13 protein-coding genes are annotated in these 20,818 nt (G+C 69.1%); 6 read left to right on the top strand and 7 right to left on the bottom strand.

Going from position 1 to position 20,818, the window contains the following annotated elements; genetic code table 11:
* Positions 1-106: 106 nt before the first annotated feature.
* Positions 107-2,653, bottom strand: a complete 2,547-nt coding sequence (locus tag G8O29_RS14290) for a hybrid sensor histidine kinase/response regulator (RefSeq protein WP_166403906.1) — start codon at positions 2,651-2,653, stop codon at positions 107-109.
* 184 nt (positions 2,654-2,837) lie between these two features.
* Here G8O29_RS14290 and G8O29_RS14285 point away from each other — a divergent pair, with 184 nt between their 5' ends.
* Complete coding sequence (locus G8O29_RS14285) at positions 2,838-8,285, top strand: alpha-2-macroglobulin family protein (protein WP_166403905.1); 5,448 nt, start codon at positions 2,838-2,840, stop codon at positions 8,283-8,285.
* A 142-nt stretch (positions 8,286-8,427) separates the two neighbouring features.
* Complete coding sequence (pbpC, locus tag G8O29_RS14280) at positions 8,428-10,470, top strand: penicillin-binding protein 1C (RefSeq protein WP_166403928.1); 2,043 nt, start codon at positions 8,428-8,430, stop codon at positions 10,468-10,470.
* A 70-nt stretch (positions 10,471-10,540) separates the two neighbouring features.
* Here the strand turns inward: pbpC and bktB are convergent, their stop codons facing one another.
* Positions 10,541-11,698, bottom strand: a complete 1,158-nt coding sequence (gene bktB, locus G8O29_RS14275) for a beta-ketothiolase BktB (protein ID WP_166403904.1) — start codon at positions 11,696-11,698, stop codon at positions 10,541-10,543.
* A 136-nt stretch (positions 11,699-11,834) separates the two neighbouring features.
* On the opposite strand from bktB, the gene G8O29_RS14270 reads away from it, so the two are divergent.
* Positions 11,835-12,935 (top strand): MFS transporter, encoded by a 1,101-nt coding sequence (locus G8O29_RS14270; protein ID WP_166403903.1) that lies wholly within the window; start codon positions 11,835-11,837, stop codon positions 12,933-12,935.
* Between the two features lie 30 nt (positions 12,936-12,965).
* On the opposite strand, the gene G8O29_RS14265 is transcribed toward G8O29_RS14270, so the two are convergent.
* Positions 12,966-13,556, bottom strand: a complete 591-nt coding sequence (locus G8O29_RS14265) for a DUF2585 domain-containing protein (protein ID WP_166403902.1) — start codon at positions 13,554-13,556, stop codon at positions 12,966-12,968.
* A 101-nt stretch (positions 13,557-13,657) separates the two neighbouring features.
* Between G8O29_RS14265 and G8O29_RS14260 the strand changes: the two genes are divergently transcribed.
* Positions 13,658-13,879 (top strand): hypothetical protein, encoded by a 222-nt coding sequence (locus tag G8O29_RS14260; protein ID WP_166403901.1) that lies wholly within the window; start codon positions 13,658-13,660, stop codon positions 13,877-13,879.
* A gap of 42 nt (positions 13,880-13,921) precedes the next feature.
* Here the strand turns inward: G8O29_RS14260 and G8O29_RS14255 are convergent, their stop codons facing one another.
* The 3 genes from G8O29_RS14255 to G8O29_RS14245 all read right to left on the bottom strand — a co-directional run bounded on the left by G8O29_RS14255 (position 13,922) and on the right by G8O29_RS14245 (position 17,593).
* Entirely contained in the window at positions 13,922-14,659 is a 738-nt protein-coding gene (locus tag G8O29_RS14255) for a metallophosphoesterase (protein WP_166403900.1), read from the bottom strand.
* Positions 14,660-14,745: 86 nt separating this feature from the next.
* Positions 14,746-16,338 (bottom strand): phosphoglycerate dehydrogenase, encoded by a 1,593-nt coding sequence (gene serA / locus G8O29_RS14250; protein ID WP_166403899.1) that lies wholly within the window; start codon positions 16,336-16,338, stop codon positions 14,746-14,748.
* 97 nt (positions 16,339-16,435) lie between these two features.
* On the bottom strand, positions 16,436-17,593 hold the full coding sequence (locus G8O29_RS14245; RefSeq protein ID WP_166403898.1) for a phosphoserine transaminase: 1,158 nt from the start codon (positions 17,591-17,593) through the stop codon (positions 16,436-16,438).
* 154 nt (positions 17,594-17,747) lie between these two features.
* On the opposite strand from G8O29_RS14245, the gene serB reads away from it, so the two are divergent.
* Both serB and G8O29_RS14235 read left to right on the top strand, forming a co-directional pair.
* Positions 17,748-18,626 (top strand): phosphoserine phosphatase SerB, encoded by an 879-nt coding sequence (gene serB, locus G8O29_RS14240; RefSeq protein ID WP_166403897.1) that lies wholly within the window; start codon positions 17,748-17,750, stop codon positions 18,624-18,626.
* A gap of 283 nt (positions 18,627-18,909) precedes the next feature.
* A complete protein-coding gene (locus G8O29_RS14235) occupies positions 18,910-19,671 on the top strand; it encodes a TSUP family transporter (RefSeq protein ID WP_166403896.1) in 762 nt (253 codons plus the stop codon).
* Here the strand turns inward: G8O29_RS14235 and zapE are convergent.
* Positions 19,668-20,747 (bottom strand): cell division protein ZapE, encoded by a 1,080-nt coding sequence (gene zapE / locus G8O29_RS14230; RefSeq protein WP_166403895.1) that lies wholly within the window; start codon positions 20,745-20,747, stop codon positions 19,668-19,670. The two genes, G8O29_RS14235 and zapE, sit on opposite strands and share 4 nt — an antisense overlap.
* Positions 20,748-20,818 lie beyond the last annotated feature (71 nt).

Genomic DNA, 20,818 nt, shown 5'->3' with positions numbered 1-20,818 from the left:
GCGCTTCGCCCCCCACACACACCCGAGCATATTTCGGAAGTCGGCCCGGGGCCGATTGATGTCGTCTTGCGACGGAGAGGCGCCAGCCCCGGGCGCGGCGCCCGGGTCAGGCGGCATCCTCGGCGGGGGGCGCGACGGGCGTGGCGACGGGCGGGCGGGCGTCCGGCGGGCAGAACTCGGCCAGGGCGGCCTCGATCGCCGTCTTGCGCAGGGGCTTGGTCAGGTAGCGGTCGATCCCGGCGGCAAGGATGCCCGCGGCGTCGCCGTCCATGGCATGGGCGGTCAGCGCGACGATCGGAACGGCAGCACCCGAGGCGCGGAGGGTGCGGGCGGCCTCTTTCCCGTCCATTTCGGGCATCGAGATGTCCATGAACACAAGGTCGGGCCGGAAGTCGTGATACATCTCGACCGCGATGCGGCCGTTGTCGGCGAAGCGCAGGTCGATGTCCATCTCGCGCACCATCTTCTGGAAGACGAGCTGGTTCGTCCGGTTGTCTTCGGCGGCCAGCACACGCATCTGGCGCCGGTCTGCCGCGGCAGCCGGGGGCGCGGGTTCTTCGGTCGCTGCCGGCGGTGCCGTCAGGGCCTGGAGGTGCCGGTAGAGGTCCGACCGCAGGATCGGTTTCTGGAGGATCGCCGCGAAATCATGGGCATGGGCGCCAAGGCCGGTGGGGTTCGAGGACAGCAGGATCACCGGCATCGCGTGGCCGGCGGTGCGGATGCTGTCCAGCAACTGCACCCCGTCCATTTCGGGCATGGCGTGGTCGGTCAGCACCACGTCGTAGTCGGCGTCGGCGGCGAGGCGCTCCATCACCTCGGCGCCGGACCGGCAGAGCGTGACCTCGATGCCGCAGGGGGCAAGCTGGCGTTCCAGGATGGTGCGGTTGATGAACTGGTCATCCACCGCGATCACCCGGCGGACGGCGACCGGCACCTGGACCGGACCGGCATCCTCGGCCACCGGCAGGGTGACGCGGAAACCGAAGGACGAGCCCTTGCCCGGCTCGCTGTCCACCCAGACCGCGCCGCCCATGTGTTCGATCAGGCGGCGGGTGATGGCCAGGCCCAGGCCCGTGCCTTCGAACTTGCGGTTGCGTTCGTCCTCGACCTGGTTGAATTCGCCGAAGATGTGGTCGAGGTAGTCGGGCGCGATGCCGATCCCACTGTCTTCGACCGTGACATGCAGGGTCTGCGACCCGTCCTCGGCCTCGACGCCGACGACGCGGGTCAGGACATGGCCCTTCTCGGTGAACTTGACCGCATTGCCGATCAGGTTCGTCAGCACCTGCCGCAGCCGGCCCGGATCGGCCACATAGCGCGTAGGCAGGAACATGTCGAAATCGATCATCAGGTCGATGCCCTTTTCCCGCGCGCGCGGTTGCAGAAGCATCGTCACCTCGTGGATGGTGCGTTCCAGATCGAAGGGTTCGGGACGCAGCGTCAGCCGCTCCGCCTCGATCTTGGAATAGTCGAGGATGTCGTTGATGATGACCAGAAGCGCCTCGCCCGAAGAGCGGATGGTTTCGGCGAAAAGCCGCTGTTCTTCCGTCAGCGCGGTGTCGCACAACAGTTCCGCCATGCCGACCACGCCGTTCATGGGCGTGCGGATCTCGTGGCTCATGTTGGCCAGGAAGGCCGATTTCGCGCGGTTCGCGGCCTCGGCGGCGTTGCGCGCGGCTTCCAGCTGGGCCTGCTGTTCGCGGATGGCGGTGATGTCGGTGCGCAGGCCGACGCGGCCGCCGTCGGGGGTGACATGGTCCGATTCCAGGATCACCCGGCCATTGGCCAGCCGGTTCTCGGCAATGGTGTCGGCGGCGCGGAAATGGGCCAGCCGGTCGGCAAGCCACTCCTCCTCGCGCCCCACGGCCTCGGGAACATGGGCGTTCTTCAGCCCGTGGCGCAGAAGATCCTCGAAGGTGACGCCCGGTTGCATGATGGGCGCGCTGTCGGGGAACATTTCGCGGTAACGCTGATTGCAGGCCAAGAGCCGTTCCTCCCTGTCGAATAGGACAAAGGCGTCGGGCAGCACGTCGATCGCGGCCCAGATGCGCATCTGTTCGGTGATATCGATGATCAGCGAGACCAGCCCGCCGTCGTTGCCCCGCCGTTCCTGCACCTTGATCCAGTTGCCGGTCTTCAGCTTCAGGGTCACGGGTTCGATGCGGTCAGTCTCAAGCCGCGCCTGCATGCGGGCGGTGAAGGACTCGGGCGTTTCCTCGCCGAGGTCGAGCATGTTGCGGGCGAAGATCCCCGCCATTTCGACATAGGAAATGCCAGGGGCGACCGGGTGACCCGCGAACCAGGCCATGCAGGAATCATTGGCAAGGACAAGCTTCATGTCGGCGTCGAAGACGGCAAAGCCATCGCGGATCGTATTGATCGCGTCCCACAGCCGGCGTTCGGCCATCACCGCCGCCGTGTGGGCGCGGTCCAGATCCTCGACAAAGCGGGAGTTCTGGTGCTTCAGAAGCTCGGCTTCGGTCAGGGCGGACTTCACCGCCTGGCGCTGTTCGACGATCTGGTCGGACAGCGCGCGGGCGTGGATGGCAAGCTTTTCGTTCGCCGCATGCAGTTCGCGGCTTTTCTGGTCCAAGAGCCTTTCGGCGGCCAGCCTTGCGCGCCGTTCCCTGACCAGTCTTTCGGTAAGATCCATGCTGCCCCAGCCGGCGATTCACATCCTGCGCCCGACGGCGGGGACCCCCCGCACATCCGGTATTCGCGACTAGCCTCGCCGATCAGGATGAACCAAGGCTTAACGCAAAAGCGGTTTGCGCGCGCTTGCGACTCCGGGGTATGGCGTGCGACATTCGGGTCAATCGGTCAGGGAGGCAATTTCGATGCGCGGGTTTGCGAAAGCTGCGGTGGCGGCGGCATTTCTTGGGGTTGCGGGCGGTGCGCTGGCGCAGGACCTGATTCCCGAACGGCGCTTCATCGTCACCCAGGACGAGGACCTGCCGGGGGGCGACATCGCCTCGATCTTCGATACCACGGTCGAAGCCTGCGAGCGCGCCTGCCTGACCAACCCGCGCTGCGAGGCGCTGGTGTTCAACACCCGCAACGGCGCCTGCTTCGTGAAGAACAGCCCCGGCGCGGCCACCTTCTTCGCCGGGGCGCTGTCGGCGCGGGTGGTGGCGGCGGACCCGGTGTTGCGCGCCGCGGCGGCGGACCGACGGAAGGAGCTGGGCTTCCTGCCCGACTGGGACATCCAGCCCGCCTTCGACCAGGCGCAGGGGCTGGGTCGGCAGCACATCACCGGGCCGTGGAGCGCGGCCGAGCATCTGGCGGCGGCCGACGAGGCCGAGGCGCGGGGCGACTGGGCGGGGGCTGCGGCCTTCACCGGGGCAGCCCTCAACCGGACCGATGACGCCGCGACCTGGGCCGAATTCGCGCGGCGCCAGCTCGAGGCCGGGAAGGCCGACCCGAACCAGTCGGGCTATTTCTTCTATCAGGCGATGCTGTCCTCGGTGAACGGCTACCTGCGCGCGGAAAATCCGGCGCTGCGCCACACGATCCTGTTGACGATGGCCGATGTGCTGGAGCGCAACGGTCGTGGCCGCGACACGGTGCAGGCGCTGCGGCTGGCGCAGTCCTTGCAGAACCGGACCGACACGGCGGCGGCCCTGGAGGAGGCGATCGGCAAATACGGCTTCCGCATCAGCGAGACCGAGGTGCAGTCCGACCTGGCCCGCCCGCGCATCTGCGCGACCTTCACCGAGGATCTGGTGGCCTCGGGGGTGGATTATTCCACCTTCGTGCAGCTGAAGGACCCCGGACTGGTGGTCGAGACCGGCGGCTGGCGGCAGCTCTGTGTCGCCGGGCTGGAACACGGCAAGCGCTACAGCATCACCTTCCGCGAAGGCCTGCCGGCGGCGGACGGGCAGGTCATGGCGAAATCGGTCGAGATCACGCAATATGTCCGCGACCGCAATCCCGGCGTCAAGTTCCCGGGGCGCGGCTATGTGCTGCCCAGGGCGGGCGAGGCCGCGCTGCCGGTGCAGACCGTCAATACCGAAAAGCTGGACCTGACGCTGTACCGCGTCACCGACCGCAACCTGCTGCGCTCGATCCAGGACTATTACTTCGGCGCGCCGATCAACGTCTATTCCGAGGAACAGTTCGCCGACACTGTGGGCGAGATGCTGTGGACCGGGACGGCCACCGTCGCGCAAGAGGTGAACCGCGACGTCACCACGCGGCTGCCGCTGGGCGCGGCGCTGGAGGGCCTGCCGGTCGGAATCTACGCGCTGAAGGCGGAGGTGCCGGGGGCGGATCCCTACGCCATACCGCCCGGCTGGCAGTGGTTCGTGATCTCGGACCTGGGCGTGACCACGATGTCAGGGGTGGACGGGTTGCATGTCTTTGTCCGCAGCCTGGGGACGGCGGCGGCGAAGCCGGGGGTGACGGTCGAGCTTCTGAACCGCGCGAATGCGGTGCTGGGCACGGCGACGACCGACGCGCAGGGCTATGCCCGCTTTGACGCGGGTCTGACGCGCGGCACGGGCGGGTCGGCCCCGGCGATGGTCGTGGTGAAGGACGGGGCCGAGGACATCGCCTTCCTGTCGCTGACCGACCCCGAGTTCGACCTGTCGGACCGCGGGGTGGAAGGGCGTGAGGCGGCCCCGCCGGTGGATGTCTTCGTCACGACCGATCGCGGCGCCTATCGGGCGGGCGAGACGGTCTATGTCACCGCGCTGGCGCGCGACCCCGAACAGAAGGCGGTCGAGGGCCTGCCGCTGACGGCGGTGCTGAAACGCCCCGACGGGGTGGAATATTCGCGCCAGCTGGTCGAGGACCGGGGGGCGGGCGGGCATGTGTTCAGCCTGCCCATCGCCGGCTCGGCGCCGCGCGGGGTCTGGCGGCTGGAGCTGTTCGCCGACGTGAAGGCCCCGGCCCTGGCCGCGAAGACCTTTCTGGTCGAGGATTTCCTGCCCGAACGCATCGACTTCGACCTGTCGCTGTCAGATGCGCCGCTGGCGCTGGGCGCGGATCCGGTCGATCTGACGCTTGCCGCGCGCTATCTGTTCGGCGCGCCGGGGGCGGGGCTGGCGGTTGAGGGCGAGGTGCTGCTGCGCGCGGCAAACGGGCTGGCGAGGTTCCCCGGCTATGTCTTCGGCCGTCACGACCAGCCCTTCAGCGCCCAGATGGCCGCGCTGGACGGGGCCGAGACCGACGCGGAGGGCGTAGCCATCCTGCCGGTCTATCTGCCGCAGGTCGATGCCCCGTTCCGCCCGCTGGAGGCGCGGGTGACGGTGCGGGTCGCCGAGGGCTCGGGCCGCCCGGTCGAACGGTCGGTCGTGCGGGCGCTGTCGCCTTCCGAGCCGATGATCGGCATCAAGCCCCTGTTCGACGGCGTGGCGCCCGAGGGCGGCGCGGCGCGGTTCCAGCTGATCGCGGTCGGTCCCGGCGAGGCGCCGGTCGATCTGCCGCTGCGCTGGAAGGTCAGCCGGGTGCAGTACGACTACCAGTGGTATCAAAGCTTCGGCGACTGGCGCTGGGAGCCGGTGGTGACGCGGCAGCTGGTGGCCGAGGGCACGGCCGCAGCCGGGGCGCAGCCGGTGGAGATCGCCGCCGATGTGACCTGGGGCAGCTACGAGATCGTGGTGGAACGGGCCGACGGCGGCAGGGCGGGTGCGTCGATGGCCTTCTATGCCGGCTGGTATGCCCCTGCCGATGCCTCGGCCACGCCTGATACGCTGGAACTCTCGCTGGACAAGCCCGCCTATCGCCCCGGCGAGACGGCCACGCTGCGCGTCGTGCCGCGGGCGGCGGGGACGGCGCTGGTGACGGTGCTGTCGAACCGGCTGATCGCGATGCAGGCGGTCGAGGTGACCGAGGGCGAGAACCTGATCCGGCTGCCCGTGACCGACGACTGGGGCGCGGGGGTCTATGTCACGGCCTCGGTCCTGCGGCCGATGGACGTGGCGGCGGGGCGCAACCCGGCCCGGGCGCTGGGGCTGACTCATGCGAGGATCGACCCGGGCGCGCGGGCGCTGGCGGCGTCGGTCGAGGTGGCCGCCGAGGCCGCGCCGCGCGGGCCTCTGGACGTGGCGGTGAAGGTGGATGGGATCACGGCGGGCGAGACAGCCTATGTCACCATCGCCGCCGTGGATCTGGGCATCCTGAACCTGACCGGGTTCAAGGCGCCCGATCCGCAGGACCACTATTTCGGCCAGCGGCGGCTGGGCGTAGGCATCCGGGACATCTACGGTCGCCTGATCGACGGGCTGAACGGCGCCACGGGCGAGGTGCGGTCGGGCGGCGATGCGGGGGCGCAGGCGCGGTTGCAGGCGCCGCCTCCGACGGAAGAGCTGGTGGCCTATTTCACCGGCCCGCTGGAAATGGGCGCTGACGGCTATGCGCGCACCTCCTTCGACCTGCCAAGCTTCAACGGCACGGTGAAGGTGATGGCGGTGGCCTGGTCGAAGACCGGGGTCGGGCAGGCCAGTGCCGATGTGCTGGTGCGCGATCCGGTGGTCGTGACGGCCTCGCTGCCCCGCTTCCTGTCGCCGGGCGATACCAGCCGCCTGCTGCTTGAAGTGGTCCATGCCACCGGGCCTTCTGGGCGGATGAGCCTGGACGTGACGGCGAACGGCCTGACACTGGGTCCGGTGCCCTCGGGCTTTGACCTGGGCGAGAAGGCCAAGGCGGTGTTCGAGGTGCCGGTCACGGCGGGGGATGCAGGCATCCGGACCATCGACATCCGCCTGACCACGCCCGACGGCAAGGTGCTGAAGAAGACGCTGACCATCCCGGTGCAGGTCAACGACCCGGAAGTCGCGCGGATCAGCCGGATGGAGCTGGCCTCGGGCCAGAGCTTCACCTTCGACGGCGAGGTCTTTGCCGGGCTGGTGCCGGGTTCGGGCAAGGCGGTGATGGCGGTCGGTCCCATCGCGCGGCTGAATGCGCCGGGTCTTCTGGCGGCGCTGGACCGCTATCCCTACGGCTGCACCGAGCAGATGACCTCGAAGGCGCTGCCGCTTTTGTATTTCGATCAGGTGGCGCGTGTGATGGACCTCCAGGGGGCTGAGAACATCCGGACCCGGATCGACCAGGCCTTGGTCGAGATCCTGGCCAACCAGTCGGCGAACGGCGGCTTCGGGCTTTGGGGGCCGGCGGATGGCGATCTCTGGCTGGACGCCTATGTCACCGATTTCCTCAGCCGGGCAAGGGCGCAGGGCTATCAGGTGCCGGAGGTGGCCTTCCGCAGCGCGCTCGAGAACCTGCGCAACCAGGTGAACTATGCGCCGGACTTCAGCGCCGCGACGAACGGCGGCGGCGAGGCGCTGGCCTATGCGCTGATGGTGCTGGCGCGCGAAGGCGCGGCGGCGGTGGGCGACCTGCGCTACTATGCCGATGTGAAGGGCGACGATTTCGCAACGCCGCTGGCGCAGGCGCAACTGGCGGCGGCGCTGGCCTCGTATGGTGACCAGCCGCGGGCGGATGCGATGTTCCGCAAGGCAGCGGCGAAGATGGCGTCGCAGGCGCCGGAACAGGGCCAGGTCTGGCGGGTGGACTACGGCACCCCCTACCGCGACACGGCGGCGCTGCTGACGCTTGCGGTCGAGGCCGGCTCGACTGCGGTGGACCGCGAGGCGCTGACCGACCGGCTGGCGGCGCAGGGCACCAACCTGTCCACGCAAGAGGCGACCTGGGCGCTGCTGGCGACCAATGCGCTGATCGACCGGCCGGGTGCCGAGGGGGTGACGATCGACGGCGCCCCGGCCGATGGCCCGCTGGTGCGGGTGCTGGACGCAGGCGCGGTGGCGCCGGTCGTGGTGCGCAACAACGGGGCGGACACCACGATCACGGTGACGACCTACGGCGTGCCCGCCGAGCCGGAACCCGCGGGCGGCAACGGCTATGCGATCACCCGGACCTACTACACGATGGACGGGCAGGAAGTCGCCCCTGGGAGCGTCGCGGCAGGCACGCGGCTGGTGACGGTGCTGGAGGTGACGCCCTTCGCCTATGGCGAGGCGCGGCTGATGGTCAGCGATCCGCTGCCCGCGGGGCTGGAGATCGACAATCCCAACCTGATGTCGGCCGGCGCGACCTCCGAACTCGGCTGGCTGGACGCGATGCAGGACGTGGCCCATGCCGAGTTCCGGCAGGACCGCTTCCTTGCGGCGGTGGACTGGCGGTCGGATGCGCCGTTCCGCCTGGCCTATGTCGTGCGCGCGGTCAGCCCCGGCAGCTTCCATCACCCGGCGGCCTCGGTCGAGGACATGTATCGCCCCGATTTCCGGGCGCGCAGCGCGACCGGGACGTTGACGATCACGCACTAGGGATGGACCGGCCAGGACCATGCGCGCCGTTCGTCCGTCGCCCGGCAGGGCAGTCGGGGGGGGCAGGGCTCACCCGCCCCGGGCTTGACCCGGGGCCTCTGGCCGCTGCGCGAGGTCCCGGGTCAGGCCCGGGACGGGTTTTCTGATGCGCGCGCGCTGGTTTCTTGCCCTGGCGCTTGGTCTCTGGATCTCGGCCCTGGGGCGCGACCGGTTCGACGCATGGATCGACGCGACGATCTTGCCGCCCCTGGCCGTCGAGATGTCGGTCGAGGTGCTGGACCGCAAGGGCGACCTTCTGCGCGCCTATACCGTGGCCGATGGCCGCTGGCGCCTGGCCCTGCCGCCCGACCGGGTGGACCCGCTGTATCTGCGCCTCTTGATCGCCTACGAGGACCGCCGCTTCCGCGACCATGCCGGGGTGGACCCGCGCTCCCTGGCGCGGGCGGTGGCGCAGGCGCTGTGGAACGGGCGCGTGGTCTCGGGCGGCTCGACGCTGACGATGCAGGTCGCGCGGCTGCTGGAGGAAGGCACGACCGGCGAAGTCGCGGGCAAGCTGCGGCAGATGCGGGTGGCGCTGGCGCTGGAGCGGCGGCTGTCGAAGGACCAGATATTGCAGCTTTACCTGCATCTTGCCCCCTTCGGCGGCAACCTCGAGGGCGTCCGCGCCGCCGCGATCAGCTATTTCGGCAAGGAACCCGTGCGGCTGACCCCGGCCGAGGCGACGCTGCTGGTCGCGATTCCCCAGTCTCCTGAAAGCCGCCGTCCCGACCGCGCCGCCGACCGGGCCGAGGCGGCGCGCAACCGGGTGCTCGCGCGGGCGGTCGGTGCGGGCGTCCTTGACCCGGAGACGGCCGCCGCCGCGCGGCAGGAGCCGGTGCCGGGCCTGCGCAAACCGTTCCCGGCGTTGGCCCCGCATCTGGCCGACCGCGCGCGCGCGGATCAGCCGCAGGCCGCCACGCACCGCCTGACACTTGACCGCAACCTGCAACGGGCGCTGGAGACCCTGGCGCAGGAGGCGGTGGCGGACCGGGGCGAAAGGTTGCAGGTGGCGATCCTGGTGGCCGAGCACGGCTCGGGCGAGATCCTGGCCAGCGTCGGCTCGGCCGGCTATCAGGCCGATCTGCGTCAGGGCTTCGTGGACATGACCCAGGCCCTGCGCAGCCCCGGCTCGACGCTGAAGCCGCTGGTCTATGCTTTGGCCTTCGACGAGGGCCTGGGCCATCCCGAGACGCTGGTCGATGACCGGCCGCTGCGCTTCGGCACCTATGCGCCGCAGAACTTCGATCGGCTCTACCTGGGGACGATCCGGATGCGCGAGGCGTTGCAGCTGTCGCGCAACATTCCGGTGGTCGAACTGACCGAGGCGATGGGACCGGCGCGGCTGGTCTCGGCGATGGAGAAGGCCGGGATGAAGCCGGTCTATCCCGGCGACCAGCCGGGGCTGGCGATCGCGCTGGGCGGGGTGGGCGTGACGCTGTCCGACATGGTGCAGCTTTATGCGGCGCTGGCGCGTGGCGGCGTGGCCCGCCCGCTGGTCTGGCGACTGGGGGCCGAAGGGCCGGAAGGGCAGCGGCTGGTCTCGGCCGTGGCGGCCTGGCAGGTGGGCGACATCCTGGGGGGCCTCGCCCCGCCGCCCGGGGCGCCCGCGAACCGGCTGGCCTACAAGACGGGGACCTCCTACGGCCACCGCGACGCCTGGGCGATCGGCTATGACGGGCGCCATGTGGTGGGGGTCTGGATGGGAAGGGCGGACGGCACGCCGGTGCCGGGGGCCTTCGGGGCGGATGTGGCCGCGCCGATCCTGTTCCAGGCCTTCAACCGGCTGAAGCGCAAGCTGGACCCGCAGCCCGCCGCACCGGCCGCAACGCTGCTAGTCGCCAATGCCGACCTGCCGCAGCCCCTGCGCCGGTTCCGGTCGCGGCAGGCGGCCTTCGGGCCCGCGGCCGATGCGCCGGCCGTGGCCTTCCCGCCGGACGGGGCCGAGGTGGAAAGGCTGCCCTCGGGGCTGAAGGTCAAGGTTGCAGGCGGAACGGCGCCCTTCACCTGGCTGGCGGACGGGGTGCCCGTCGTCATCGGGTCGGAGGCGCGCGAGGCGATGCTGGCGCTGCCCGGGGCGGGGTTCGTCACCCTCAGCGTGATCGACGCCGAGGGCCGGTCCGACCGGGTGCAGGTGCAGCTGCGGTAGCGCCGGAGTTTTCGAAAACTCCGGCCCGGAGCCTGTGCAGGCTCCGAAGCGATTTCCTTGAGGAAATCGCCTAGGCGCGTTCGATCGCCAGCGCGATCCCCTGCCCGCCGCCGATGCACATGGTGATCAGCGCAGTGCGCCCGCCGGTCCGCTCCAGTTCGTGCAGCGCCTTGACCACCAGGATCGCACCAGTGGCGCCGACCGGGTGGCCCAGCGCGATGGCCCCGCCGTTCGGGTTCACCCGTGCCGGGTCAAGGTCCAGCGCGCGCGACACGGCCAGCGCCTGGGCCGCGAAGGCCTCGTTCGATTCCACCACGTCGAAGGATTGCGGCGTGACCCCCAGCTTGCGGCACAGCGCCTCCACCGCCGGGATCGGGCCAAGACCCATGACCTTCGGGTCCACGCCCGCCAGCGCATGGCCCATGATCCTTGCGCGCGAGCCCCTGTCGGACCGCGACAGGACCAGCGCCGCCGCGCCGTCGTTGATGCCCGAGGCATTGCCCGCCGTCACCGTGCCGTCCTTCTGGAAGGCCGGGCGCAGGCCCGCCAGCGCCTCGGCGCTGGTGGTTTTCGGATGTTCATCGGTGTCGAAAGTCACCGGTCCTTTCCGTCCGTTGATCTCGACCGGCACGATCTGGTCGGTGAACCGGCCCTCGGCAATGGCGCGGGCAGCACGGGTCTGGCTTTCCAGCGCGAAGGCGTCCTGGTCCTCGCGGCTGATCCCGTGCGCCGCCGCCACGTTCTCGGCCGTCACACCCATGTGCCCGGTGCCGAAGGGACAGGTCAGCGCGCCGGTCATCATGTCCAGCGCGCGGGTGTCGCCCATCTTCTGCCCGAAGCGGGCGGCGGGCAGGATGTAGGGCGAGCGGCTCATGCACTCCGCGCCCCCGGCCAGGGCCAGTTCGGCGTCGCCCAGCATGAGTGCCTGCACGGCCGAGACGATGGCCTGTGCGCCCGAGCCGCACAGCCGGTTGACATTCATCGCCGGGGTGGTCTCGGGGATGCCCGCGTTCATCGCCATGACGCGCGACAGATACATGTCGCGGGGTTCGGTGTTGATGACATGGCCCATCACGACCTGACCGATCTGCGCGCCTTCGACCCCCGCGCGGTCCAGTGCGGCGCGGGCGGCGTGGGTGGCGATCTCGACGGGCGACAGCGTGGCAAGCGCGCCGCCGAAGCCGCCGATGGCGGTGCGGGCGGCAGAGAGGATGTGGATCTCGGTCATGGGGCCTCCGGTCTTTTGCCCAGAATGCACGAAAGTCCGGCGCGCGCCCAGGGAACGTCGCGTCACGGCCGCCATTGACATGGCGGGACGGCCAGAGGACAGGGGACGCGCGCGCGGGGACAAGGAGAGACCGATCTTGCAGGACCTGATCCGAGCCCATGCAGGGCTGCTTTTCGCCGGAGTGGCGACCTTCATCCTGATGGGGGCGGGGCAGGCGCTGTTCGGGCCGGTGCTGCCGGTCTATCTCCGCGACTTCGCGCTGACCGAGGCCGAGGCGGGGCTGTTCGTGGCGCTGCTCTGGGTCGGCTGCTTCCTGGGCGTGGGCATCATGTATGTCCTGGGCGCCCGGATCGGGCCGCGCCATGCCCTTGCGGCGATGGCCGCCGGGACGGCAGTGATGGCGGCCAGCCCCGGCTGGTGGCTGACGCTGCTGGGCGGCACGCTGTTCGGCCTGGGCTACGGCATGGCGACGGCGGTCTTCAACCCGCGCGTGATGCGCGCCTTCGGGGCCAGGGGGCCCTCGATGCTGAGCCTCCTCAACGCGACCTTCGGCGTGGGTGCCATCGCGGCACCCCTGGCCTTCGTCGGGCTGGGCAGCGACCCGGCCTGGACCTTCGGCGCGGTGGCCGTGGCGCTGGTGGCGATCTTCGCCCTGGCGGGGCCGGCCGGGCGGGTGGCCGCGGCACCGGCGGGCGAGGTCCGGGCTTTCCGGCCGCACTGGGGCATCTTGGCCTTCGGGGCGCTGGCCATCGGGATGGAGGCAAGCCTTGCCGGCCTTGGCCCCAGCGCGCTGATCCGGGCGGGCGTTGCCGAAACGCGGGCCTCCGAGCTTCTGAGCGCCTTCTTCGTCGTCTTCCTTCTGGCGCGGGTCGGGCTGATCTTCATCGCGCATCGGGTCGATCCCTTCCTGCTTTACACTGCCGCCATCGGCTCGGCGGCGGTCTTTGCCCTGGGCGCGGTGTTCCTGTCGCCTGCGGTCTTCTTCGTCGCCATGGGCGCCTCGGCCGGGGTGTTCTTCCCCGGCTACTACGTCACTGCCAGCGGCAAGATGGGCGAGGACATCCGGGTGCCGCCGACCATCGTCGCCGCGGGTCTGGCGGGTGCGATCACCGCCCCCCTGATCCTGGCGCCCGTCAGTGCCGCCCTGGGCGAGCGCGGATTCTTCGTCCTGGTGGCGTGCATCCTCTGCGCGATCAGCCTGGCGGCGATCCTGTCGTTGCGGCGGATGCGGGTCTGACGGCCGCAGGTTCCGGCGCAGGGTCGCGGATCAGCGCGCGGCCTGCCATTCGGCCACCGCGTCCAGCGGATAGAGCAGCATCAGGACGTTCAGCGCCAGACCGTCGCGGATCAGCCAGATCGTCGTCACCTCGAACAGAAGGATCAGCGCGACCGTGACCCGGACGGGCAGGCGGCTTGCCAGCCAGAATCCCAGGATCATCGCGGCGATGTCGGCCACCACGTTCACGATCGAATCGCCGTAATAATCCAGCGAGATCGTCACGCTGCGATAGCGTTCGATCACGGCGTTCGAGTTCTCGACGATCTCCCAGGCGGCTTCGACCAGCGTGGCGATGACCAGCCGCCAGCCGAATGAAAGCCTGCGCGCGACCAGCCACAGCAGGCCGTAGAACAGGAAGCCGTGGATGATGTGGCTGGGGGTGTACCAGTCCGAGATGTGCTGCGAATTCTCGGAACTGACCACCTGGCCGTGCCAGAGCTTGACATAGCCGCACTTGCACCACGGCTCGCGACCGATCCAGTACAGCCAGGCGGCCGTAAGAAGGATGATCCCGGCAACGGTCAGGATCGGGACAAGGCGGATCGGGACAAGGCGGGTCGGGGTGCGGCTGTCGATCATGGCTGGCACGCAATCACGCGCGATGGCCCGGGTAAAGTGCGATATACCAGAGGTCGGACGGATCCCGGCCGTCTGTGGCAGCGGTGCAGGAGGCCCCGGTGATGGAGAACAGGAACCCCTGGCGTTTCGGCCCGACGCGGGGCGAGTTGTGGTTCTGGCTCTGGGCCAGTCTTGGCGGGCTGGCGCTGATGGTCGTGGCGCTGGTGGTGCGCGGCATTCCCGAAGGCCCGGCGATTGCCGAGGTGGTGGGCCTGGCGGTCGCGGTTTTCGGCTATCTGGGTGGCCGGTCGGTCAAGCGGCTGATCCGGCGCGAGCATCCCTGAAACTGCGGCTCATCGCTTGCTGCCGCGCGCTCTTCGCGGGGCTCAGGCCCGGACGCTTGAAAGTTTCCGGCGGCCCAGTGGCGTCAGAAGCGCGGCCTCGCGCCCCTCGATCACCACGGCAGACAGCGGCCCGCCATAGGCCGCGCCCGAATCGAGGTTGAGCCGGTTGCCGTAATGGGTGGCGGCGTCGATGGCGGTATGGCCGTGGACGATCAGCGGGCCGTGGCTGGTTCCCTCGCTGAGGAAGGGTTCGCGGATCCAGACCAGGTCGGTCTCGGTCTGGTCGGCAAGCGCGATGCCGGGGCGGATGCCGGCATGGACGAAGGCGCAGTCGCCCGCCAGGTGCAGGCCGGGCCGGGCGGCGAGGAAGGCGCGATGCGCCTCCGGCACGGCGGCCAGCGCCTCGGCATGGACCTTCGCGACCGGCCTGTCGCCGGCATTGGCGACCCCGTAGGAGCGCAGGGTATCCGACCCTCCGAGCCGCGGGTGCAGCCAGGACAGTTCCGCCCTGAGGCCGGGCTCCGGCTCCCAGGGGTCGCGCAGGAAGCGGGTGAACATCCGGTCATGGTTGCCCTTCAGGACGATCCAGTCCCGGCCCTCGGCGATCCCGGCCATCAGGAAGTCGATGACGCCCCGGCTGTCCGGTCCGCGGTCCACCACATCGCCGACATGGACCACCGGGCCCGGCCCATGCCGCGCCATGTCCGCGGCGATCAGCTCATGCGCGGCCTGCAAGAGCGTCAGATGGCCGTGGATATCGCCGATGGCGTAGATGTGCATGCGTCGGCCCCGGTGGAGAGCGCCGGGGGTTTCACACCCCCGGACCCCCGTGGAGTATTTGGAACATGGGCAAGCTGCAAGCGGGCTCAGGTCACGTCGAACTGCAAGGCCTTGACCTGCTGGAACATGCCGGTGCCTTCCAGCGTCTCGATCACCTTGGGGTCGATCGGCTGATCCAGGTAGAGGATGGCGATCGCGTCCTGGCCCACGCCCGACCGGCCCAGCGTGAAGTTCGCGATGTTGACGTTGTTCTTGCCCATGGTCATGCCCAGAAGGCCGATGATGCCGGGCACGTCCTCGTTGGTGGTGTAGAGCATGTGCCGGCCGATCTCGGCATCGATGTTGATGCCCTTGATCTGGATGAAGCGCGGCTTGCCGTCGGAGAAGCAGGTCCCGGCGACCGAGCGTTCGCGCTTGTCCGTCACCATCGTCACCTTGATATAGGCGTCGAAGACCCCGGTCTTTTCCTGCCGGGTGGTGGAGACCTGGATGCCCTTCTCCCTGGCCACAACGGGGGCCGAGACGAGGTTCACGTCCGGGTTCTGCGCCTTCAGCACTCCGGCGATGACCGCCTGGTTCAGGGCCGCAAGGTTCATCTCGGCGACCGAACCGTCGTAGAGGATGTTGATCGCCTTGATCGGCTCTTCCGTCATCTGGCCGATGAAGCTGCCGAGGTGGGAGGCCAGCCTGATCCAGGGGCCCATGACGGCGGCCTCTTCGGCGGTGACGTTGGGCATGTTCAGCGCGTTCTGGACAGCGCCGGTCAGCAGGTAGTCGGACATCTGCTCGGCCACCTGGAGCGCCACGTTCTCCTGCGCTTCGGTGGTGGAGGCGCCGAGATGCGGGGTGCAGACCACGTTCGGGTGGCCGAAGAGCGGGTTCTCGGTGGCGGGTTCGACCTCGAAGACGTCGAGCGCCGCGCCCGCGACATGGCCGGAGTTCAGCGCGTCGAGGAGTGCGGCCTCGTCGATCAGCCCGCCGCGGGCGCAGTTGATGATGCGCACGCCCTTCTTCGTCTTCGCCAGCGCCTCGCGCGACAGGATGTTGCGGGTCTTGTCGGTGAGGGGGACGTGGAGCGTGATGAAATCGGCGCGGGCGAGAAGCTCGTCCAGCTCCACCTTGGTCACGCCCAGCTGTTTTGCGCGCTCATCAGACAGGAAGGGGTCATAGGCGATGACCTTCATGTGCAGGCCCACCGCCCGGTCGCAGACGATGCCGCCGATATTGCCCGCCCCGATCACGCCGAGCGTCTTGTTGTAAAGTTCGACCCCCATGAAGCGGGACTTTTCCCACTTTCCGGCATGGGTCGAGGCGTTGGCCTCGGGGATCTGCCGGGCGATGGCGAACATCATGGCGATGGCATGTTCGGCGGTGGTGATCGAGTTGCCGAAGGGCGTGTTCATCACGATGACGCCCTTCTTCGACGCCGCCGGGATGTCCACGTTGTCCACCCCGATCCCGGCCCGGCCCACCACTTTCAGGTTGGTGGCGCGTTCCAGCAGTTTTTCGGTGACCTTGGTGGCGGATCGGATGGCAAGGCCGTCGTAGTTGCCGATGATCTCGGCCAGCTTTTCCTTGTCCTTGCCGAGCTTCGGCATGTAGTCCACCTCGACCCCGCGGTCGCGGAAGATCTGGACGGCGGTTTCGGAAAGTTCGTCGGAAACGAGGACTTTGGGCATTTTGCGGAACCTGTGTTCGGGGACATCGCGTCCCGGACTTGATCCGGGACCTCGCGGGATGAAGGGAGGCCCCGGATCAGGTCCGGGGCGGGGTTGCTCAGGCGGCTTGCGACAGCGCGGCGATTTCCGCGTGGAAGGCATGCGCGATCCAGGGCATCAGCGCCTGGACGTCCGAGGTCTCGACCGTCGAGCCGCACCAGATCCGCAGGCCCGGCGGCGCGTCGCGGTAGGCGCCGAGGTCGAAGCCCGCGCCCGCCTTCTCGATCCGTTTCGCCACGGCTTTCGCAAAAGCCTCGCCGTCGGTGATGCGCGGATCGGTGAACTTGAGGCAGACCGAAGTCGTCGAGGCGGTGGCCGGGTGTTCGGCCAGATTGGCGATCCAGGGGTTTGCGGCGCAGAAGTCCCAGACGACCTGCGAATTCGCCTTGGCGCGTGCGATCAGCGCGGGCAGGCCGCCGATGGACTTCGCCCATTTCAGCGCGACAAGGTAATCCTCGTTCGCCAGCATCGAGGGCGTGTTGATCGTCTCGCCCTGGAAGATGCCTTCGATCAGCTTGCCCTTGGCGGTCAGCCGGAAGATCTTCGGCAGCGGCCAGGCGGGGGTGTAGCTTTCCAGCCGTTCGACAGCGCGGGGGCTGAGGATGAGGACGCCATGCGCGCCCTCGCCGCCCAGGACCTTCTGCCAGGAGAAGGTGGTGACATCCAGCTTGTCGAAAGGAAGGTCCATCGCGAAGGCGGCGCTGGTGGCGTCGCAGATGGTCAACCCTTCGCGGGTGGCCGGGATCGCATCGCCGTTCGGCAGACGGACGCCCGAGGTGGTGCCGTTCCAGGTGAACACCACGTCCTTGTCGAAATCGACCTGGGCGAAATCCACGATCTGCCCGTAGGGCGCCTTGCGGACCGTCGCGTCGAGTTTCAGCTGCTTGACCACATCCGTGACCCAGCCCTCGCCGAACGATTCCCAGGCCAGCATTTCAACTGGCCGGGCGCCCAGAAGCGACCACATCGCCATTTCCACCGCGCCGGTGTCCGAGGCGGGAACGATGCCGATCCGGTAGTCGGCAGGAACGCCGAGGATCTCGCGCGTCAGGTCGATCGCCTCTTTCAGCTTGGCCTTGCCGACGGCGGCGCGGTGCGACCGGCCCAAAGGCGCGTCGGCCAGCATGTCGAGGGAATATCCGGGGATCTTGGCGCAGGGGCCCGAGGAGAAGCGCGGATTGGCCGGGCGCTTGGCCGGCGGGGTCAGGTCAGTCATGGTAGCCTTCCAGCTAAAAGCCCTTCGTTGGGGAAGGGTGTCCCGCCGCCGTGGGTAATGGCCGCCTTGGGCTGGTGCAAGCGGAAAAATCGCGATAGGCCGACGCATCATCGCGAAAAACCGACGCCTCTGTTCACTATCGGAAACCTGCCCCATGTTCGTCGTCACTCTTCTCACCAACCCCGAAACCCCGGTGCTGGAGCGGGTGACGGTGGAATCGCTGCGCAACGCCTGGGGCGGGGGCATGGCGCGGTGGCTCGACCCCGGTGTGGCAGCCGAGTTCGATCTGGACCGGATGCCCGAGAACCGCTGGGAGGTCTGGAAGGACCTGCAAGGCCTGTGCATCGACCTGGTGCTGCAAAGGGCCGAGGGCCGGAAGAAGCGCCTGCTCATCGCCGACATGGATTCGACGATGATCCGGCAGGAATGCATCGACGAGCTTGCCGACGAGGCCGGGGTGGGCGCACGGGTGGCCGGGATCACGGCGCGGGCAATGAACGGCGAGCTGGATTTCGAAGGCGCCTTGCGGGAACGGGTCGGTTTGCTCAAGGGCCTGCCCGAGGGCGTCATCGGGCAGGTTCTGCGCGACCGGATCACGCTGATGCCGGGGGGGAAGGTTCTTGTGGCGACGATGAAGGCGAATGGCGCCTACGCCGCACTGGTCTCGGGCGGGTTCACGGCCTTCACCTCGGCGGTGGCGGGGTGGCTCGGGTTTGACGAGAACCGGGCGAACACCTTGCATGTGGCAGACGGCAGGCTTGCCGGCACGGTGGTAGAGCCGATCCTTGGCAAGGAGGCCAAGCTGCACGCCTTGCAAGAGATCTCCGCGCGGCTCGGGATCACGCCGGCCGAGGCGATCGCCGTGGGCGACGGGGCCAACGACCTGCCGATGCTGCTTGCGGCAGGCACGGGAGTTGCGCTGCATGCCAAACCGACCGTGCAGGCGCAATGCGACATCCGGATCAACCATGGCGACCTCACAGCGCTTCTCTACCTGCAAGGCTACGCCCGCGATGCCTTCGCCCCGGACTGACCGCCGGAGCCGTGCGGAGCGCTGACGCGCAAGCCTTTCCTCTCGTCGTCGGGCCTGCGCCCTCCTCCTCGGTGGATGGGGGCGCTGCCCCCAAACCCCCGGAGTATTTTCACATGGGCAAGTCGGATTTGCCCATGTCCGAAATACTCCCGCCGGAGGCTGCCGACCTGTCCGCCCGGACGACGCGGCCCATGCGTTCCGCGGATGCGCCGTCCGAGGGGCTCGATGCCCCGAGGACGGCTTCCCCTTGTCCCCGGCGCAGGAACCGGCGACAAGGCGGGCGATGTTCGAAATCACCAGCCATCTTGCCCTCGTCCTGATCCTCGCCGCCTTCTGCGCCGGTTTCATCGACAGCATCGCCGGCGGGGGCGGGTTGATCTCGGTTCCGGCGCTGCTGCTGGCGGGGGCCTCGCCCGTCGAGGCGCTGGCGACGAACAAGTTGCAGGGAAGCTTCGGTGCCGCGACGGCGACGGTTGCCTATGCCCGGGCGGGGATGGTCCGGCCGGGCGAGCAGCTGGGCATGGCGGCGATCAGTGCGGGGGCGGGGGCATCGGGTGCGATGGCGGCGCATCTGGTGCCGGCCGAGGTCTTGCGCCTTGTCATGCCGGTGATCCTGATTGGGGTGGCGGCCTTCTTCGCGCTGAAGCCGGGCCTGACCGATGACGCCCGGATGCAGCGGATCAGACCCGGCATCTTCGCAGTCACCGCGGTTCCGCTGATTGCCGCATATGACGGCTTTTTCGGCCCCGGCACCGGGTCCTTCTTCATGCTGGGCTTCGTTCTTCTTGCGGGCTACGGCTTGCTGAAGGCGACGGCGCATACCAAGTTGCTGAACTTCGCCTCGAACCTGGGCAGCCTGCTGGTCTTCGCCTTCTCGGGTGCGACATGGTGGCATGTCGGGTTGGCAATGGCGGTGGCGCAGGTCGCCGGGGCGAGCCTGGGGGCGCGGGTCGCGTTGCGGGCGGGGGCGCGGGCCATCAGGCCGCTTCTCGTGGTCACTTCGACCGCAATGGCGCTGCGGCTTCTCTGGCAGGCCCTGGCCTAGGCGCCCCAGCCGTCCGCCTGCATCTCGCGCAGGCGGCTGGCGGTGCGTTCGAATTCGAAGGCGCCTTCGCCCTCGATATACAGCCGTTCGGGCACATCGGCAGCCGAGACGATAAGGCGGACCTTCGCCTCGTACAGCGCGTCGATCAGGGTGACGAAGCGTTTCGCCTCGTTGTAGTTGGCCGAGGACAGCTGCGGGATGTCTTCCAGGATCAGCACCCGGACCGCGTTGGCGATGGCGAGGTAGTCGGCCGGGCCGAGGGGTTTCGAGCAGAGCTCCCAGAAGCTGGCCCGCCCGATCCCGTTGGCATGGCGCGGCAGGATCAGCTGGCGGCCGTTCACCTCCAGCGTCAGGGGCTGCTCGGGGGCGCCACCGGTCAGGTCGGTCCAGATCGCGGCGATCTGCGCGGTGGCCGTGCGGGCGGGGTGGAAATAGACCTGCGCGCCGGCAAGGCGGTGCTGGCGGTAGTCGGTCGGGCTTTGCAGTTCGACGATTTCCAGCCTTTCCTCCAGCATGGCGATGAAGGGCAGGAACAGGGCGCGGCTGAGGCCGTCCTTGTACAAGTCCACCGGCGGGCGGTTCGAGGTGGTGACGACGACCACCCCGGCGGCGAAGAGCTTCTCGAAAAGGCGGCCGACGATCATCGCGTCGGTGATGTCGGTGATCTGCATCTCGTCGAAGGCGAGAAGCCGCAGGTCGCGGGCGATCTCGTCGGCGACGGGGGTCAGGGGGTCCTCGATACCGCGCCCACGGGCGGCGTGCATGCCCTTGTGGACGCCCTGCATGAAGGCGTGGAAATGCACCCGTCGCTTGCCCGCGATGTCGGTCGCATCGGTGAACAGGTCCATCAGCATCGACTTGCCGCGCCCGACCCCGCCCCAGAGATACAGGCCGCGCGGGGGTTGGATCGGCTTGGCGAAGAGGCCGGCAAACAGACCGACGCGGCGGGTGGCATTGGTCTCGAGCCAGAGGCGCAGGGCTTCGAGACGGGGCAGGACGGCGTGCTGGGCCGGATCGGCCCGCAGGCTGCCTTCCGCCACGCGGGCCTCGTAGATCTCGGTCAGGGTCTGGCGCATGGGCCAGACTTAGCGGCGGGCGCCGGGCAAGGGAAGGGCGATGGCGCGGCGCCCGGGCCGAGGCAGGGTCA

Source organism: Rhodobacter calidifons, assembly GCF_011174775.1.
Lineage (GTDB): Bacteria > Pseudomonadota > Alphaproteobacteria > Rhodobacterales > Rhodobacteraceae > Tabrizicola > Tabrizicola calidifons.
This window is presented reverse-complemented; position numbering and strand designations above follow the sequence as displayed.

What these genes read in the sequence shown, in the direction of transcription:
- G8O29_RS14265 (WP_166403902.1), bottom strand. Translation starts at nt 13,556, where the DNA reads ATGATCGACAGCCGCACCCCGACCCGCCTTGTCCCGATCCGCCTTGTC.
- G8O29_RS14290 (WP_166403906.1), bottom strand. Translation starts at nt 2,653, where the DNA reads ATGGATCTTACCGAAAGACTGGTCAGGGAACGGCGCGCAAGGCTGGCC.
- serA (WP_166403899.1), bottom strand. Translation starts at nt 16,338, where the DNA reads ATGCCCAAAGTCCTCGTTTCCGACGAACTTTCCGAAACCGCCGTCCAG.
- G8O29_RS14255 (WP_166403900.1), bottom strand. Translation starts at nt 14,659, where the DNA reads ATGCACATCTACGCCATCGGCGATATCCACGGCCATCTGACGCTCTTG.
- serB (WP_166403897.1), top strand. Translation starts at nt 17,748, where the DNA reads ATGTTCGTCGTCACTCTTCTCACCAACCCCGAAACCCCGGTGCTGGAG.
- zapE (WP_166403895.1), bottom strand. Translation starts at nt 20,747, where the DNA reads ATGCGCCAGACCCTGACCGAGATCTACGAGGCCCGCGTGGCGGAAGGC.
- G8O29_RS14245 (WP_166403898.1), bottom strand. Translation starts at nt 17,593, where the DNA reads ATGACTGACCTGACCCCGCCGGCCAAGCGCCCGGCCAATCCGCGCTTC.
- G8O29_RS14285 (WP_166403905.1), top strand. Translation starts at nt 2,838, where the DNA reads ATGCGCGGGTTTGCGAAAGCTGCGGTGGCGGCGGCATTTCTTGGGGTT.
- G8O29_RS14260 (WP_166403901.1), top strand. Translation starts at nt 13,658, where the DNA reads ATGGAGAACAGGAACCCCTGGCGTTTCGGCCCGACGCGGGGCGAGTTG.
- bktB (WP_166403904.1), bottom strand. Translation starts at nt 11,698, where the DNA reads ATGACCGAGATCCACATCCTCTCTGCCGCCCGCACCGCCATCGGCGGC.
- G8O29_RS14235 (WP_166403896.1), top strand. Translation starts at nt 18,910, where the DNA reads ATGTTCGAAATCACCAGCCATCTTGCCCTCGTCCTGATCCTCGCCGCC.